The sequence below is a fragment of the Enterovirga sp. CN4-39 genome (assembly GCF_049446235.1).
In the GTDB taxonomy this organism is placed as follows: Bacteria; Pseudomonadota; Alphaproteobacteria; order Rhizobiales; family Beijerinckiaceae; genus Enterovirga.
The window spans coordinates 312,001-328,022 of the sequence record NZ_JBMSEF010000002.1 but is presented as its reverse complement, the minus strand read 5'-3'; the positions used below and the strand labels follow the sequence as shown (position 1 = coordinate 328,022).

At 68.3% G+C, this 16,022-nt stretch carries 17 protein-coding genes; 6 read left to right on the top strand and 11 right to left on the bottom strand.

All coding sequences use genetic code 11. The features are described 5' to 3' along the window. Positions 1-1,611 (bottom strand): ABC transporter substrate-binding protein, encoded by a 1,611-nt coding sequence (locus ACO2SS_RS05315; protein ID WP_423276549.1) that lies wholly within the window; start codon positions 1,609-1,611, stop codon positions 1-3. 191 nt (positions 1,612-1,802) lie between these two features. Between ACO2SS_RS05315 and ACO2SS_RS05310 the strand changes: the two genes are divergently transcribed. Continuing rightward, the gene (locus tag ACO2SS_RS05310) at positions 1,803-3,866 is read left to right on the top strand and encodes a putative bifunctional diguanylate cyclase/phosphodiesterase (protein WP_423276548.1); all 2,064 of its coding nucleotides are present in this window, start codon (positions 1,803-1,805) and stop codon (positions 3,864-3,866) included. 22 nt (positions 3,867-3,888) lie between these two features. Here ACO2SS_RS05310 and ACO2SS_RS05305 read toward each other — a convergent pair whose 3' ends face one another. Beyond that, on the bottom strand, positions 3,889-4,563 hold the full coding sequence (locus ACO2SS_RS05305; protein WP_423276547.1) for a hypothetical protein: 675 nt from the start codon (positions 4,561-4,563) through the stop codon (positions 3,889-3,891). Between the two features lie 153 nt (positions 4,564-4,716). After that, positions 4,717-5,805, bottom strand: coding sequence for an ATP-dependent DNA helicase (locus ACO2SS_RS05300; protein ID WP_423276802.1), 1,089 nt, complete (start codon positions 5,803-5,805; stop codon positions 4,717-4,719). A gap of 154 nt (positions 5,806-5,959) precedes the next feature. Between ACO2SS_RS05300 and ACO2SS_RS05295 the strand changes: the two genes are divergently transcribed. Then, a complete protein-coding gene (locus tag ACO2SS_RS05295) occupies positions 5,960-6,490 on the top strand; it encodes a Spy/CpxP family protein refolding chaperone (RefSeq protein WP_423276546.1) in 531 nt (176 codons plus the stop codon). 6 nt (positions 6,491-6,496) lie between these two features. Here ACO2SS_RS05295 and coaA read toward each other — a convergent pair whose 3' ends face one another. The 8 genes from coaA to hisB are packed head-to-tail and all read right to left on the bottom strand — an operon-like array spanning position 6,497 to position 13,385. Then, positions 6,497-7,504 carry a type I pantothenate kinase gene (gene coaA / locus ACO2SS_RS05290; protein WP_423276545.1) on the bottom strand — a complete coding sequence of 336 codons (1,008 nt, stop codon included), beginning with the start codon at positions 7,502-7,504 and terminating at the stop codon, positions 6,497-6,499. Between the two features lie 4 nt (positions 7,505-7,508). Further along, positions 7,509-7,832, bottom strand: coding sequence for a phosphoribosyl-ATP diphosphatase (locus ACO2SS_RS05285; protein WP_423276544.1), 324 nt, complete (start codon positions 7,830-7,832; stop codon positions 7,509-7,511). Further along, entirely contained in the window at positions 7,832-8,605 is a 774-nt protein-coding gene (gene hisF, locus ACO2SS_RS05280) for an imidazole glycerol phosphate synthase subunit HisF (protein WP_423276543.1), read from the bottom strand. The genes ACO2SS_RS05285 and hisF overlap by 1 nt, the downstream gene beginning before the upstream one ends. Beyond that, positions 8,605-10,857, bottom strand: a complete 2,253-nt coding sequence (locus tag ACO2SS_RS05275; protein WP_423276542.1) for an SLC26A/SulP transporter family protein — start codon at positions 10,855-10,857, stop codon at positions 8,605-8,607. The genes hisF and ACO2SS_RS05275 overlap by 1 nt, the downstream gene beginning before the upstream one ends. Then, positions 10,854-11,639: a 1-(5-phosphoribosyl)-5-[(5-phosphoribosylamino)methylideneamino]imidazole-4-carboxamide isomerase gene (hisA, locus tag ACO2SS_RS05270; protein ID WP_423276801.1), complete on the bottom strand. Its 786-nt coding sequence runs from the start codon at positions 11,637-11,639 to the stop codon at positions 10,854-10,856. The genes ACO2SS_RS05275 and hisA overlap by 4 nt, the downstream gene beginning before the upstream one ends. Continuing rightward, complete coding sequence (hisH, locus tag ACO2SS_RS05265) at positions 11,627-12,277, bottom strand: imidazole glycerol phosphate synthase subunit HisH (RefSeq protein WP_423276541.1); 651 nt, start codon at positions 12,275-12,277, stop codon at positions 11,627-11,629. Before hisH ends, hisA begins: the two co-directional genes overlap by 13 nt. Then, the gene (locus tag ACO2SS_RS05260; protein ID WP_423276540.1) at positions 12,274-12,789 is read right to left on the bottom strand and encodes a DUF2628 domain-containing protein; all 516 of its coding nucleotides are present in this window, start codon (positions 12,787-12,789) and stop codon (positions 12,274-12,276) included. Before ACO2SS_RS05260 ends, hisH begins: the two co-directional genes overlap by 4 nt. 8 nt (positions 12,790-12,797) lie before the next feature. Continuing rightward, entirely contained in the window at positions 12,798-13,385 is a 588-nt protein-coding gene (hisB, locus tag ACO2SS_RS05255) for an imidazoleglycerol-phosphate dehydratase HisB (RefSeq protein WP_423276539.1), read from the bottom strand. A 164-nt stretch (positions 13,386-13,549) separates the two neighbouring features. Here hisB and hslV point away from each other — a divergent pair, with 164 nt between their 5' ends. The 4 genes from hslV to hslU all read left to right on the top strand — a co-directional run bounded on the left by hslV (position 13,550) and on the right by hslU (position 16,001). Further along, positions 13,550-14,089, top strand: a complete 540-nt coding sequence (hslV, locus tag ACO2SS_RS05250; RefSeq protein WP_423276800.1) for an ATP-dependent protease subunit HslV — start codon at positions 13,550-13,552, stop codon at positions 14,087-14,089. 67 nt (positions 14,090-14,156) lie between these two features. Then, positions 14,157-14,396, top strand: coding sequence for a CopG family ribbon-helix-helix protein (locus ACO2SS_RS05245; RefSeq protein WP_423276538.1), 240 nt, complete (start codon positions 14,157-14,159; stop codon positions 14,394-14,396). Next, positions 14,393-14,677, top strand: a complete 285-nt coding sequence (locus tag ACO2SS_RS05240; protein WP_423276537.1) for a type II toxin-antitoxin system RelE/ParE family toxin — start codon at positions 14,393-14,395, stop codon at positions 14,675-14,677. The genes ACO2SS_RS05245 and ACO2SS_RS05240 overlap by 4 nt, the downstream gene beginning before the upstream one ends. A gap of 4 nt (positions 14,678-14,681) precedes the next feature. Then, positions 14,682-16,001: an ATP-dependent protease ATPase subunit HslU gene (gene hslU, locus ACO2SS_RS05235; RefSeq protein ID WP_423276536.1), complete on the top strand. Its 1,320-nt coding sequence runs from the start codon at positions 14,682-14,684 to the stop codon at positions 15,999-16,001. Positions 16,002-16,022 lie beyond the last annotated feature (21 nt).

The window sequence follows — 16,022 nt, the reverse complement described above, 5'->3', positions numbered from 1 at the left end:
CTATTTCGCCATCGCGATCGGCGAGAAATCCTGGAACCAGTTCTGGGCCTGGACGAAGCCCTTCACCCTGGGGCTCATGGCACGCGGGTTCACGTCGTGCGTGACCATGAGGAACAGCGCGTCATCGACGAATTTCTCATGGATCTTCCGCAGGACCTCTGACTGCGCGGCCGGGTCGAAGGTGTTGCGCACCTGATCGAACAGCCTGTCCATCTCCGGATCGCAGTAATAGCCCCAGTTCGTGCCCGCCGGCGGTCCGAGATTGCATTGCAGGTGTCGGATGAACCCGGTGAACGGGTCCTGGATGAAGTAGGTGTAGTTCATCCCGGTGGCGCCCTTGTTCGTCTCCGACCTGGCGCCCGCCCGCCACAGATTGATCAGCGTGTTCCAGTCGACGACTTCGAATTCGACCTTGATGCCGACATCCGCGAGGTTCTGCTGCACGAATTCGTTCATCGGCAGCGGCTGCATCTGGCTTGAGCCCGAGGGCGAAATGAGGATTTTCGTGACCAGCGGCCTGGTCGGACCATAGCCCGCTTCCGCGAGCAGCTTCTTGGCTGCGGCCGGATCGTAGCCGAGCTTGAAGGCCGGGCTTCCGAACCATTGGTGGCCCGGCGGGAAGAAGCCCTGCGCGGGGATCATCATGCCCGACAGCAGCTCCTTCATGCCCTCGCGATCGATCGCGAGGTTGGCCGCCTTGCGCACGCGAACGTCGTTCCAGGGAGAACCCTCGGTCCGAGAGAGGTGCCAGGTCCAATTGTGCGGGTAGGCGTTCGTGACGATCTGGAAGCCGCCCTTCCTGAGAGTCTCGACCGCGTCGGGCGCCGGCGCCTCGATCCAGTCGACCTGTCCCGACATCAGGGCGGCCGTCCGGGCGTTCGGCTCCGGCAGCGGCAGGAGGACGAGCCGGTCGAGCTTCGGGATCCGCGCCTTGTCCCAGTAATCCGGGTTCGGCACGAGCTCCGCGCGCTCGCGCGGCCTGAACATGGCGAGCTTCCACGGCCCGGTGCCCGACGGCGTCTTGGCGAACTCGTCCCAGTTCCGGCCGACCTTCTCCCACTGAGCCGGGGACGAGATCATGATCCAGGCGAGCTGGTAGGGCAGCGTCGCGTCGGGCGCTTTCGTGGTGACCTCCAGGGTCAGCTTGTCGACAGCCCGATAGCTCGCGACGGCGGGGATGCGGGTCCGGCCCTGCGCCGACTGCCGGCGATCGAATTGAGGCGAGCTTTCCCTGAGGAGCTTGTCGAGATTCCAGACGATCGCGTCGGCCGTCAGTTCGGATCCGTCGTGAAAGCGCACGCCCTCACGCAACCCGAAGCGCCATTTCGTCTTATCGGACGCGTCCACGGCCCAGCTCGTGGCGAGCCCGGGTGCAAGGTCGGATGGCTTCGTTGCGCTCGATAGGTCCCAGTTAACAAGCGCGTCATAGACCGTATAGCCCATGAAACGCTGCCCCTCCCCGCCGTTATCGGTCTGCCCTGTCGTGAGCGGGATGTCGGAGGCGGTCATCGCGATCCGCAAGGTGCCCTGGGCGAGCGCGCCGGTGCCGATCCATGCGAGGCACGCGGCCACCGCCGCGATCCCCAGAGATCTCGAGACAACGCGCCCCATCGTGCACCTCCGGCTGCCCTGAACGGGGCTCCCTCGACGATGCAAGGCTCCGGCCAGCCGGTGCTCCGGCCGTCGCGCCGGCGCCGCGGGACTGCGGCCGGACGGGCGGGCGTGAGAAGGCGCAATTCTTTGTTTCCGCGAAACGCGGGTTTCGAGACTGCCGTGGAATATGAAAGCGGGAGAACGGCCCCTTGCTGAAGATCGCCGATTGCATCGCCGAGACCCATGATCCGTCTTTGGTGGCGCTCGCCGGACTGATCTGCCTCGTTTCCGCCTGGACGACCGTGCGGCTCGTGCAGCGGATGATGGCCGAGAAGGAGCGCGGCCAGCGGATGACCTGGCTGATGGTGGCGGCCGCCGTCTCGGGGGCGGGCGTCTGGGCGACCCATTTCGTCGCCATGCTGGCGTTCCAGCCGCATGTCGCGCTTGGCTACGAGGTCGGCACGACAATCCTGTCGTTTCTCGCGGGCGTGCTCCTCACCGCGCTCGCCCTCCTCCTGCTGATCGCCGTGCCGGGATGGTGGCTCCCGCGCCTCTTCGCCGGCGCGCTGCTGGGGATCGCCACGGTCGTCATGCATTACACGGGCACGGCCGGCCTGCAGGTGGCGGGCGAGATCGTCTGGGACAGCCGGCTGATCCTGGCATCCGCCCTTCTGTCCGTTCTGCTCGCCACGCCGGCGCTCTTCTGCTGCAGGCAGCGAAGGCAGCTGCGAAGGGTCGGCGTCGGCCTGCTCGCGCTCTCCGTGCTGGCTCTGCACTTCACCGGCATGGCGGCCATCACGCTGGTGCCCGATCCGGCGCGGGAGCTTGCGCCGGGCCTGCTCTCGGGGACTGCGCTCGGCTACGGCGTCGGCATCGTGTCGCTCATGATCCTGGGCTGCGCGATCGCGTCCTGGATCATCGAGAACCGGCTCCAGCGCGAGCATGAACGTCGGCTCAAGTTCCTGGCCCGGCACGATCCCCTCACCTCGCTGCCCAACCGCGCGCTGTTCGAGGAGATCGTTACACGCGAGTTGACCCGGCCCTACGGGGATGACGGGCGCGCCGCGATGCTGTGCCTCGACCTCGACGGCTTTAAGGAGGTCAACGACATCTTCGGCCACGCAGCCGGTGACGAGCTCCTGGTGGAGGTCGCCGTGCGCCTGCAGCGGCTTCTCGGCGAGCGCTGCGTGGCGGCGCGCCTCGGCGGCGACGAATTCGCCATCCTGGCAACGGCTCTCGAGGGGCCGCGCTCGCCTGAAGGCGCTGCGCAGCTCGTGCTCGACACGCTGGCGAGGCCCTTCGAGGTGGACGGCAACCAGCTCGACATCGGCTGCAGCGTCGGCATCGCGCTCTTTCCGCAGGACGGCGAGACCTATCAGGTCCTGATGTCGAAGGCCGACACGGCGCTCGGCCGCGCCAAGGCGGCGGGCAAGGGCGTGTTCCGATTCTTCGAGCGCTCGATGGACGAGGCCCTGCGCGAGCGGCGGGACCTCGCGCGCGATCTCCGCAACGGAATCAAGACGGGCCAGCTCGCGCTCGATTACCAGCCGCAGGTCGACATCCGGTCGGGTGAGGTCAGCAGCCTGGAGGCGCTGCTGCGCTGGGAGCATCCGGAACGGGGAAATGTCCCGTGCGAGGCCTTTCTGCCGGTGGCCGAGGAGACGGGCCTCATCCTCCAGATCGGTGAATGGATGCTGCGCGAGGCCTGCCGGGAGGCGGCCGGGTGGGAGCGGCCGCTTTCGGTGGCCGTCAACCTCTCGCCGGCGCAGTTCCGCCAGACGGGCCTTGCCGACCTGATCTTCTCCATCCTGCGGGAAACTCACCTCGCTCCCGAACGGCTGGAGATCGAGATCACGGAAGGCCTGCTGCTGGAGGGCTCCGGGCGAGCCCTGCAGGTGCTGGAGAGGCTGAAGGGACGCGGCGTGCGGATCGTGATGGACGATTTCGGCACCGGCCAGGGCTCGCTCTCCGCGCTCCAGCTCTTCCCGTTCGACAAGATCAAGGTCGACGCCGCCTTCACGACGCAGATCGGCCGGAACAAGCGGACGGCCGCGGTCCTTCAGGCGGTGCTCGGACTGGGCGAGAGCCTCGAAATACCGGTGATCGCCAAGGGAGTGGAAAACCCCGCCCAGCTCGCCTTCCTGCGCGAGCATCGCTGCGCCGGCGCGCAGGGTCCGCTCTGCGGGGAGGCGAGGCCGCTCGCTGACTACGCGGACGCGGTCCGGGAACGCCCGACCCGGCCGGACAACGTCCACACGCTCAGGCTGGCGTAGGCCGGGCGCGGAGCGGGCAGCGTCAAACCCGCTGCGCGGCGCGGTTGAGGACGGTCCTGCAATAGGACGTAGTGAGAAGCGGGTTGCGTCTCGTACCTTCAACCGCCGATCGGGTCGGGTCGTGCCCGTTGATGCAGGCGACGAGAACCGCAGCAAAGGAGGCGGCCGAACGCTGAGACCGGACCAGCGCAGCCGCGGCCTGCGGAGTCCCGCCCTCCTTGGGTAGTGCGGTCGGGGCGGTCTCGTTCATCAGCGCGACCAGCAAGGCGCCGTACTGGCTGAGGATGATCGAATAGGCATCCTTCCCGATCTGCCCATTCGTGTAAGCCTGGCACGCTGCGTAGAGGCCGTCACGGAGCGCCAGCACTCCCTTCGATCTGCCATCGAGCTTGGTGATCGCCTCCGCGAAATTGGCGTTGGCCGTGAGGTTCTCGACCGGAGCCTGCGGTATCGCGGACTTCACGGAGAGATCGATGTCCGTCGTCGCCGCCACGGCATAATCCGGGCTGGGCTCCGTGCAGGCGACGCGCTGGACCGGCTCATCCGGCAACATCCGCTCGCGTTCCATCACAAAACGCAGGTTGCCGGTGGCCGCGAGCGTCGTGGCCGTTCCGAACTGGAACTGGGCGGTCCTGAAATTCGGCGTGTCGCAGCCGGCGAGCCCCAGACACACCACCCCGATGGCGAGCGCACGCATGTGAAGCCCCTGGTCCGCAGTCCGCCGGCACGGCAGCGCTGCTACGGCGTGGAGAGCCCCTCGCCCAACCACAACCAGGGATCATGATGCACGACGTTTCAGTAAGAAAAAGCGCGATCTGATAGCCAGGGCAAACACTCGTATAGGTTGTATCTACATTACCACAGTCAGCCGCTTCGCAGCCCGGGTCAGGCCCGTATAAAGCCAGCGCGCCCGGTGCTCGCGGAAGGCGTAGCTCTCGTCGAAGAGCACCACCTCGTCCCATTGCGAGCCCTGCGCCTTGTGGACCGTGAGCACGTAGCCGTAGTCGAACTCGTCCGACTTGCGGCGGGTCGCGAAGGACAGCTCCTCCTCCCGCCCCTCGAAGAACTCGCGCGGCACGGAGACCCGGACGGAGCGCTTGGCCTCGTCCTCGGGCGAGACATCGAGCTCGACGAGGCCGCCGCGCTCGCCGCGCGCGACCTTCACGGTGAACAGGCCGCCATTCAGCAATCCCTTGGTCTTGTCGTTACGCAGGCAGACGAGGCGCTCGCCGCCGGCCGGCATCGGGTCGCGGAAGCCCAGGAGCTGGCGGATGCGGCCGTTATAGCCGCGGCGGGACTTGTTGAGCCCGACCAGGACCTGGTCCGCCTTGAGGATCGCCTCGGCATCGATCTCGCGCCGGTCGATGACGCGCGTCGTACCCCATTCGCCGCGCTCCAGCCGCCCCCCTTCCCGGACCGCGATGGAGAGGCGGATGATCGGGTCGCCCGCGGCCTGCCGGTGCACCTCCGTCAGCATGGCGTCGGGCTCGTGCTCGGTGAAATAGCCCGCGCCCTTGACGGGCGGCAGCTGCGCCGGATCGCCCAGCACCAGGACGGGCGTGCCGAAGGACAGGAGGTCGCGCCCGAGTTCCTCGTCCACCATGGAGCATTCGTCGATGACGATGAGCTCGGCCTTGGCGGCGTCGCTCTGGCGGTTGAGCACGAAGCGGGGGCCGGTCTCGCCCGAGCCGCGCGAGCGATAAATCAGCGAGTGGATCGTCGAGGCCTCGCCGCAGCCCTTGTCACGAAGCACCAGGGCGGCCTTGCCCGTGTAGGCGGCAAAGCAGACGTCCCCGTCCACGTTCTCCGCGATGTGACGGGCGAGCGTGGTCTTCCCCGTGCCGGCATAGCCGAACAGCCGGAAGACCGGGCGGTCGCGCGACTTCAGCCATTGCGCGACGGCCAGCATCGCGTCGTCCTGTTCAGGCGACCACTTCATGCGGGAAAGGGGGCGTTGGCCGGCCGGGGGGCCCGGCCTCTCGGGCATAGCATTACGGTCCTTTAACCCGCCCGCGAGGGGCCGGTAAGCTCGCCTGGCCCAGCTTCGTGCGGAGTTCGGCGCGATCCGCCGCCGGACATTCGAGGAAGACGATATGAAACGTTGGGTGATCGGACTGTCGGCGGTCGGGGCTCTCGCGGCTGCCGGCGCCTATGCGCAGGACCGCGCCAGCGGCCCCTTCGGGGACGGCTTTCGCGGCCGTGGCCGCGTCTCGGCGGAGGACAAGGCGGCCTTTGCGGATGCCAGGATCGCGGCCCTTCATGCCGGCCTCAAGCTGAATGCCGACCAGGAGAAGCTCTGGCCTCCGGTCGAGGAAGCGATCCGCGGCCTGCAGCAGCAGCGCCGGGAAGGCCGCGAAGCACGGCGGGAGCGCTTCTCCTCCATGCGGGACGGCGCTGCCCAGGACGTGCCCGGCAGCCTGCGGGCGATCGCGGACCGGCAGGCGGCTTCCGCCGCAGCCCTCCGCAAGCTCGCGGACGCCTCCCAGCCGCTCTATGCCACGCTCGACGAAGGCCAGAAGCGGCGGCTCACGGCATTGTCCCGTGGCGTCGTACGCGGCATGGCCGGCCACCACCGGCATCGCGGGCATGGCCACCACGGCGAGGGTCCGATGCGCCGCGGCTGAAGCCGCTCAGAGCCGCCGGAGCGAGACCTCCTCGATCCGGTGGCTCGCGCCCTTGCGCAGGATGAGGCTGGCGCGCTGCCGCGTCGGCAGGATGTTCTCGTTCAGGTTCACGAGATTGATGCGGTTCCAGAGCCCCTCGGCGAACTCGATCGCCTCGGCCTCGGACAGGTCCGCATATTTCCGGAAGTAGGACAGCGGATTCCGGAAGGCCGTGTTCCGCAGGCGCAGGAAGCGCGCGAGGTACCAGCGGTGGAGGTCGTCTTCCTCCGCGTCGAGATAGACAGAGAAGTCGAAGAAGTCCGACACGAAGGGGATCGCGGCGCCATCCCGCGGCAGGCGGGCCGGCTGCAGCACGTTCAGCCCCTCCACGATCAGGATGTCCGGGTTCTCGACCACGACCTCCTCATCCGGCAGGACGTCGTAGGTCAGGTGCGAATAGATCGGCGCCCGCACGCCGCGCTTGCCGGCCTTGATGTCCGACAGGAAGCGCAGCAGCCGGGCCGTGTCGTAGCTCTCCGGAAAACCCTTGCGGTCCATCATGTTGAGCCGGAGGAGCTCGGCGTTCGGCCGCAGGAAGCCGTCCGTCGTGACGAGGTCGACCTTCGGGGTGTTCGGCCAGCGCGCGAGAAGCGCCTTCAGGATGCGGGCGGTCGTCGATTTCCCGACAGCGACCGAGCCCGCGACCCCGATGATGTAGGGGACCTTCTCGTTCTTGTCGGCGAGGAGGAAGCGCTGGGTGGCGCGGAACAGTCCCTGGGCGGCCGCCACGTAGAGGGACAGGAGCCGCGACAGCGGCAGATAGATCGCGATGACCTCTTCCAGCGAGATCGGGTCGTTCAGCGACTGGAGCCGCTCCACCTCGGCCGCGGACAGCGTCAGGGGGGCATCCGCCCGCAGCTTCGCCCATTCGTCGCGCGAGAAGGTCCGGTATGGGGAGAGGTCCCGCTCCGGAGGCGACAGGGGCGGCGGCACGGCCTCGCCCACGGGGGCTTCCCGGCCTGCGAACTCGTACATGTGGTCATTCGCTCCTGCGCGAAGCCTTCTCGGCCAGACCCGACTGGGCGGTACGCCGCGCCAGCTCGGCCATGACCTCGTCGACCGTGACCCCGCCTGCGCGGAGTGTGACGAGAAGATGATAAAGGACGTCGGCCGCTTCCGCCACGAGGCCCTGGCGGTCGCCCATGACGGCCGCGATGGCGGCCTCGACGGCCTCCTCGCCGAGCTTCTTGGCCGGCTTGGCGGGCCCGCCCGCGAGGAGCTTGGCCGTATGCGACTCGCTCGGCGGCGCGGAGGCGCGTTCGGCGACGATGCGCTCGAGGTCCGTGAGCGAGAAGGAACCCATCAGGTCAGCCTCATCGGCAGGCCGGCCGCGGCCATGTGGCGCTTCGCTTCGCCGATCGTATGCTCGCCGAAATGGAAGATGGAGGCGGCGAGCACGGCGCTGGCATGACCCTGGCGCACGCCCGCCACGAGGTCGTCCAGACCGCCGACGCCGCCAGAGGCGACCACGGGGACCGGAACGTTGTCGGCGATGGCCCGCATCAGGGCGAGGTCGTATCCCGAGCGGGTCCCGTCCTTGTCCATGGAGGTGACCAGGAGTTCGCCCGCGCCGAGCCCCACGACCTTCCGGGCGAACGCGATCGCGTCGATCCCGGTAGGCTTGCGGCCGCCATGGGTGAAGATCTCCCAGCGGTCCGGCTCGCCCGGCCCGGAGACGCGCTTGGCATCGATCGCCACCACGATGCACTGGCTGCCGAACTTCTCCGCGGCGACGCGCACGAAGTCCGGATCGTTCACGGCGGCGGTGTTGATGGAGACCTTGTCGGCGCCGGCCAGCAGCAGCTGACGGATGTCCTCCACGGTGCGGACCCCGCCGCCGACCGTGAGGGGCATGAAGCATTCGGCGGCCGTGCGTCGCACGATGTCCAGCAGGGTGCCGCGGTCCTCGTGACTTGCCGTGATGTCGAGGAAGCAGAGCTCGTCCGCCCCGGCCGCGTCATAGGCGCGGGCAGCCTCCACGGGGTCCCCGGCATCGCGCAGGTCGAGGAACTTCACGCCCTTCACCACGCGCCCGTCCTTCACGTCGAGGCAGGGTATGATCCGTATTTTCAGCATCAGCTTGAGGCCAGCATCAGTTCTTCGGAGGTCACCCGAAGCCGCTGTGCGGTGAGACGGGCAATGGTTGCGAGCAGCGACTGACCGAGTTGCGGCTCCTCGCGCAAGAGGCGGTCGAAGCTTTCGGCCGTGAGCACGAAGCCCTCGACCTCCTCGTCCGCGAAGACATCGGCCGAGCGGGGCCGGCGGTCAATCAGCCCCATCTCGCCCACCGAGGTGCCCGGCCCGAGCCCCGCGATGCGCCGCTCCGAGCGCTCGCCAGCGAGGCGCACGCTCACCGAACCCCGCGTGATGATCCAGAGCTTGTCGGCGGGTTCCCCCGCGCGGCACAAGGCAGCTCCGGCCGGATAGCGGCAGGGCTGGAGATGCGCCTTCAAGGCCTCCAGCTCGCGCTCGGAGAGGCCGCCCGCGAGATCCGTCTCCTCGATGCGCAGGGCGCGCCAAGCCTGGCCGCCCGCCGCATGCGCGCTGGCGAGCGCGCGGTCTTCCGCCGTCTCGAGCGCGGCGTCGAGATCCGGAGCCATCCGGCAGCCCGGCCCGACCGCGCCAGCCAGCAGAGCCCCGAATTTCGGGTCGACCGAACAGAGCATCAGGTTCATGCCGCGCTGGCGGCAGCGGGCCGCGACCTGCTTCAGGATGGTCGCGCCGGACGTATCCACGTCGGTCACCCTCCGCAGGCAGAGGATGACCGTGCGGGCACTGCCCTCCAGGCTTTTGACGCGCGATGCGAGATCGTCGGCATTGCCGAAGAAGAGGATGCCCTGGAGTTCGAGCACCGCCGTGTAGCGGCCGCTCCCGCGGAGCAGCGCGAGATCGCCTTGCGCCCGGATGCGCTTGGAAAAGAGCTGCGAGCCATCGAGCTGCCGGCGCACGACGGGTCGGCTCATCTCCATGATGAAGACGAGGCAGGAGAGGGCCACGCCGACGAGCGCGCCCGCCACGGGCTGGCCGAGGACGGTGGTGCCCGTCACGGCAAGGACGATCGCAACGTTCCGCCGCGCACGGGTCGCGGCGTCCCGGTCGTCTGCCCGGAAAAGATCGTGGACCAGCACCACGCACCATCGGTCCCAGAGGCGCCAGGCGATGCTCACCAGGATCGCGGCCAGCACCACGGTGGGGAGCGCTCCCACGGCCTTCGGGGCAATGGCGGCCGCCAGCAGCAGCACGGCCGCAAGCGAGATGGTGGAGAGCCGGGTCCGTCCCCCGCCTTCATAGATCGTCCGCGAAAAGGCGATCGAGGTCGTCACCGTCATGCCGCCGGCGAGGGACGAGAGGAGATTGGACACCCCCTGCCCAGCCAGGTTCCGGCGCGGCGCGGTCTCGACATCCCCCAGGTCCTGTGCGGCCCGGAGGGCGAAAGTCAGGTCGAGCGTTCCGAGGACCGCGAGCGTGAGGGAGGTGAGAAGAAGCGCCTTCAGCAGTTCGAAGTCGGCGAAGGATCGCATCGCCGTGTCGAAATCGAGATGAAGCCCGAAGGAAGCCGTCTGGAGCGAGATTTCGCCCACCGTGCCGCCGAGGTCCAGCGACGGCGCGACGACCCGCAGCAGGTGATACAGCCCCGTCCCGGCGAGCAGGCCGATCAGCATCGTCGGAAGATGGGGAGCCCTCGCCTCGAGCCGCGTGACGAGGAGGATCAGCGCCAGCCCGAAGAGCGGCATGGCCGGCGCCGGCAGGTGGAACGTGCCGATGGCATGTCCCAGGGCGCCCAACGAGGGAAGCCCGAACAGCCGGGGCAATTGCTGGGCGATGATGAGGATCGCAAGTCCGGTGAGGAAGCCTGCGAGAACCGGATAGGGCGTGAACTTGACGACCCGGCCGATGCCCGACAGCGCAATGACGATCTGCCACAGACCGGCCAGCATCGCGGAGAGGGGCAGGAGTGCGAGCGCCAGGGTCGTATCCCCATTGGCGCGCGCCATCAGCCAACCGAGGAAGCTCGCCTGAATGAGCGAGTGCGTGGTCGACGTGATGTTCGGGATGAAGGACGAGGTCCGGAAGAGGGCACCCGTGACCCCGCCCGCCACCGCGCAGAGAATGCCGGCGGCAGCCCCTACAGCGACGTAGTTGTGGCCGAGCGGCTCGTAGGCGACCACCCCCGCCGACACGCAGAAGGGAAGAACCAGGAGTCCGACCATGCCGCCGGAGCTGATCTCCCGCACGAGATGCGGGAAGCCGGCGGCGGCGGGCTCTTTGGGACCGCGATCGGCATCCCGCCCGGGAACCGATCTCCGCTCCGATGCGGGAGCGCTCATCCCCGTGCGCGCGCACGCTCCGAAGCGCTAGCCATGCCGGCAGCGCGCGCCCGCGTGATGAGGGCGAGCGCCTCCGCGGGATCAATGCGCCCATCGTAGAGCGCACGGCCCGTGATGGCGCCCGCCAGCGCCGCGCAATCGGGTTCGAGCAGTCGCTGGACATCCGCCAGCGAAGCCAATCCGCCCGAGGCGATGACGGGGATGCCGACCGCCTCGGCGAGCGCCAGAGTCATGGGAATGTTGAGACCCTTCAGGATCCCGTCGCGGGAGATGTCAGTATAGATGATCGCCGCCACGCCCGCATCTTCGAAACGACGCCCGAGTTCTTCGGCCGTCAGGGTCGAGGTCTCGGCCCAGCCATGGACGGCGACACGCCCGTCCTTCGCATCGATGCCGACCGCGATCCGGCCCGGATGGAGGCGCGCCGCCTCCCGGACGAAATCGGGATCCTGGACGGCCGCGGTACCGATGATCACCCGCGCGACGCCCTCGGACAGCCAGCCTTCGAGCGTGCGCATGTCGCGGATGCCGCCGCCGAGCTGCACCGGGATGGTCACCCGGCCCAGGATGCCGCGGACGGCTTCGGCGTTCATCGGGCGGCCCGCGAAGGCCCCGTCGAGGTCGACGAGGTGCAGCCACTCGAAGCCCTGCCCCTCGAAGATCGCCGCCTGATCGGCGGGATCGTCGTTGAAGATCGTGGCCTGCGCCATGTCGCCCTGGACGAGGCGGACGCAGCGACCTTCCTTGAGGTCGATTGCCGGGAAGAGGATCATGGCCGCCAGCGCAGGAAGTTCGAGATGAGCCGGAGCCCGAGCGCCTGGCTCTTCTCCGGGTGGAATTGCGTACCGGCCAGATTGTCGCGCGCGACCATGGCGGTCACCGGGCCGCCATAGGCCGAGACGGCCACCACCTGGCCCTCGTCCTTCGGCTGCAGCGCATAGGAATGCACGAAATAGGCGTGCAGCCCCTCCGGCCCGAGCGGGATGCCCTCCGTCAGCGGATGGTCCTTCTGCGGATGGAGGGTGTTCCAGCCCATATGCGGGATCTTGAGCCCCGGATCGTCGGGATGAAGCGGCGCGACATCGCCGCTGATCCAGTCGAGGCCCGGCGTCGTTTCATGCTCGAGGCCACGCGTGGCCATGAGCTGCATGCCGACGCAGATGCCGAGGAACGGGCGCCCCTTCCCGATGACGGCCTCCGTCATGGCCTCCACCATGCCGGGCACGGAATCGAGGCCGCGGCGGCAATCGGCGAAGGCCCCGACACCCGGCAACACGATCCGGTCTGCGCCGGCGACGATGTCCGGATCCGACGTGACGAGGATCCGCTCGCCCGTGCCGCCCTCGCCCGCGGCGCGCTCGAAGGCCTTGGCGGCGGAATTGAGGTTGCCGGACCCGTAATCGACGATCGCGACGGTCATCTGCGGCCCTCGAAATCCGGGAACAGGCCGAGCACGGGTGCGGGTGCGGCACCGGCCGGCCGAATGGCCGGAGCGACCCGCACGGGAGCAGGCGTCTCGGCAGGCGCCAGGGACTTGTGTCCCGCCGCGGCCAGCCATTGCGCGAAGCTCTTCGTCTCCGCCTCGGCCTCATCGGCCGCGATCACGAGGCCGGTCGTCGGGCGCTTGCGCAGCCGATAGGCGAGCCGGCGGATGCTCGCACCCTCTAGGCCGATCAGGAGGTGCACCAGGAACTCGACGAGGAAGATGGCACCGCCCGGCAGGCGCAGGGCCGCAAGCCCGAAGGACAGGCCGAGCGTGCCGAGAAGGACGATGACCGCAACGATCCAGTGGCGATGCCAGAGGAACCACAGCGTGGGGACGAAGAAGGCTCCCCAGGAGAAGCCGTCCCGGACGATCTCCGCCCGGTCCAGGGCGCGCTCGTCGCCCGGCGAGGCGTCGCGGGGAAGGTGGATGGTGAAGCTGGAGGACATCGGATCCCTCAGAGCGCGCCCTTCGTGGAAGGGATACGCTCGCCCTCGCGCGGATCCACGGCGACCGCCTGCCTGAGTGCGCGGGCGAGCCCCTTGAAACAGCTCTCCGCAATATGGTGGCTGTTCTCGCCGTACAAAGTCTCGACGTGCAGCGTCACGCCGGCATTCGTCGCGAAGGCGACGAAGAACTCGCGCACGAGCTCGGTGTCGAAGCTGCCGATCTTCTCGGTCGGGAAGCTGGTCCGGAAAACCAGGAAGGGCCGTCCCGACAGGTCGACGGCGACCCGCGTCAGGGTCTCGTCCATCGGTAGCGCGACGCTGGCGTAGCGCGTGATGCCCTTCTTGTCGCCGAGCGCCTTCGCGAAGGCCTGCCCGAGCGCGATGCCGGTGTCCTCCGTCGTGTGGTGCGCGTCGATATGGAGGTCGCCCGTCGCCTTCACGTCGAGATCGAACAGGGCATGCCGGCCCAGGAGGTCCAGCATGTGATCGAGAAATCCGACACCCGTGGCGACCGAGGAGCGGCCGGAGCCGTCGATCGCCAGGGAGACGGTGATGTCGGTCTCGTTCGTCCGGCGGCTGACGCTCGCGGAGCGCATGGTTCCCCCGTGGCTCGTTCCTGGAAATTTCAAGCCGCTCAGTAGCAAGCACGGGGCCGCGGCGCCACCGCACCGGGGGCGCGGCTGGATTTCGCAGGCGGGATGATTAAGTGACGGTTCCCGCCGGAGCTTGCCGTTTGTCAGAAGATTCCACACCCCCGCGCATGCACGCCACCACGATTGTCATGGTCCGCAAGGGCGGGCGCGTGGTGATCGGCGGCGATGGCCAGGTGAGCCTCGGCCAGACGATCGTGAAGGGCAATGCCCGCAAGGTGCGACGCCTGGCGAAGGGTGCCGTGATCGGGGGCTTCGCCGGCGCGACGGCCGACGCGTTCACGCTGTTCGAGCGGCTCGAGGGGAAGCTGGAGCAGTATCCCGGGCAGCTCACGCGCGCCTGTGTCGAGCTCACCAAGGACTGGCGCACCGACCGCTACCTGCGCCGCCTCGAGGCGATGATGCTGGTCGCGGACAGCGAGGTGAGCCTGCTCCTTTCCGGCGCGGGCGACGTCCTGGAGCCGGAATCGACCCCCGACGGAGCCGTCATGGCGATCGGCTCGGGCGGAAATTACGCCCTCGCGGCGGCCCGCGCCCTGATCGATACCGGCATGGACGCCGAGGCGATCGCCCGCCGCTCCCTCGCGATCGCGGCCGAGATCTGCGTCTATACGAACGGGAACGTCGTGATCGAGAGCCTGGAGGGATGAGGCGACACCAGCACTGGTATCGGGCCGCGGGTACTCGTACGATCGATCGCATATTGAGGGCACGAGGATGACGGAGCATCTCACGGTCAAGCTCGACGGCGCCACCGCGACTGCTCTCGGTGAGTTCGCAGCCCGGTACGGTCAGAGCATCGATGGCATCGTGAACGAGGCGCTCACCGGCTGGCTGGACGTTCAGGAAGGGCATCTCGCCGCGATCCGGGAAGGACTGGCGCAGCTGGACCGGGGAGAGTCGGTGTCGCAGGAGGAGATGGAAAAGCTCGCCACGAGCTATTCCGAGGCGAAGTGAAGGTCAGCTGGGCCCCAAGCGCTCGCGCCGACGTCAAGGCTGCCGCAGATTACGTGGCGGAACACGATCGACCCGCCGCAGCCCGGCTCGCGCAACGGCTGACCGGAGCAGCAAGAACCATCGCGGCGCACCCTGGCATCGGGCGGGTTGGCCGTCTTTCGGAAACACGCGAGTTCTTCGTCTCCGGCACACCCTACATCATCGTCTACCGTCTCGCAGATCACCGACTTGAGATCGTGCGCGTCCTTCACACATCCCGGCTATGGCCGGAAAACCTCTGAATCCATGACCACCTTCTCCCCCCGCGAAATCGTCTCCGAACTCGACCGCTTCATCGTCGGCCAGGCCGATGCGAAGCGGGCCGTCGCGATCGCCTTGCGCAATCGCTGGCGCAGGCAGCAGCTGGAAGGGCCCCTCAAGGAGGAGGTCGCGCCCAAGAACATCCTGATGATCGGGCCGACCGGCTGCGGGAAGACGGAGATCTCGCGCCGTCTGGCCAAGCTCGCGGGCGCGCCGTTCCTGAAGGTCGAGGCGACCAAGTTCACCGAGGTGGGGTATGTCGGCCGGGACGTCGAGCAGATCGTGCGCGACCTCGTCGAGGTCGGGATCGGGCTCGTGCGCGACGAGAAGCGCAAGAGCGTCCAGGCCAAGGCGCATCTCGCCGCAGAGGAGCGCGTGCTGGATGCGCTGGTCGGCAAGACGGCCTCCCAGGCGACGCGGGACTCCTTCCGCCGCAAGCTGCGCGCGAACGAACTCGACGACAAGGAAATCGAGATCGAGCTCCAGGGCGGCGGCGCGCCCGCGCTGCCGATGTTCGAGATCCCCGGCATGCCCGGCGCCTCGATGGGCGCAATCAACATCTCGGACATGCTCGGCAAGGCCCTCGGCGGCGGCCGGCCGCGCACGCGCCGCACGAGCGTGAAGGAGGCCTACGAGCCGCTGATCAGCGAGGAATCCGACAAGCTGCTCGACGGTGACGCCATCGTGCAGGAGGCGATCCGGCAGGTCGAGAACAACGGCATCGTCTTCCTGGACGAGATCGACAAGATCTGCGCCCGCTCGGAGGGAGGGCGGATCGGCGGCGACGTTTCGCGCGAGGGCGTCCAGCGTGATCTTCTGCCCCTCATCGAGGGGACGACCGTCTCGACCAAGCACGGCACGGTGAAGACGGACCACATCCTGTTCATCGCGTCCGGGGCGTTCCACGTCTCGAAGCCGTCGGACCTCCTGCCCGAACTGCAGGGCCGCCTGCCGATCCGGGTCGAGCTCAACCCGCTCACCATCGAGGATTTCCGCCGCATCCTCACCGAGACGGAGGCGAGCCTGATCAAGCAATCGGTCGCCCTGATGCAGACCGAAGGGATCCGGCTCGAATTCACGGACGACGCGATCGAGGCGCTGGCGAAGGTCGCAGTCGACGTGAACTCGAGCGTCGAGAACATCGGCGCGCGGCGTCTCCAGACGGTGCTCGAGCGCGTTCTCGACGACATCTCCTTCACGGCGCCCGACCGCTCCGGCGAGACCTTCGCGATCGATGGCGCCTATGTGCGGGCGCAGGTCGAGAACCTTGCCAGCAACGCCGACCTGAGCCGGTTCATCCTCTGAACGTAGTCGCGACGGATCGGC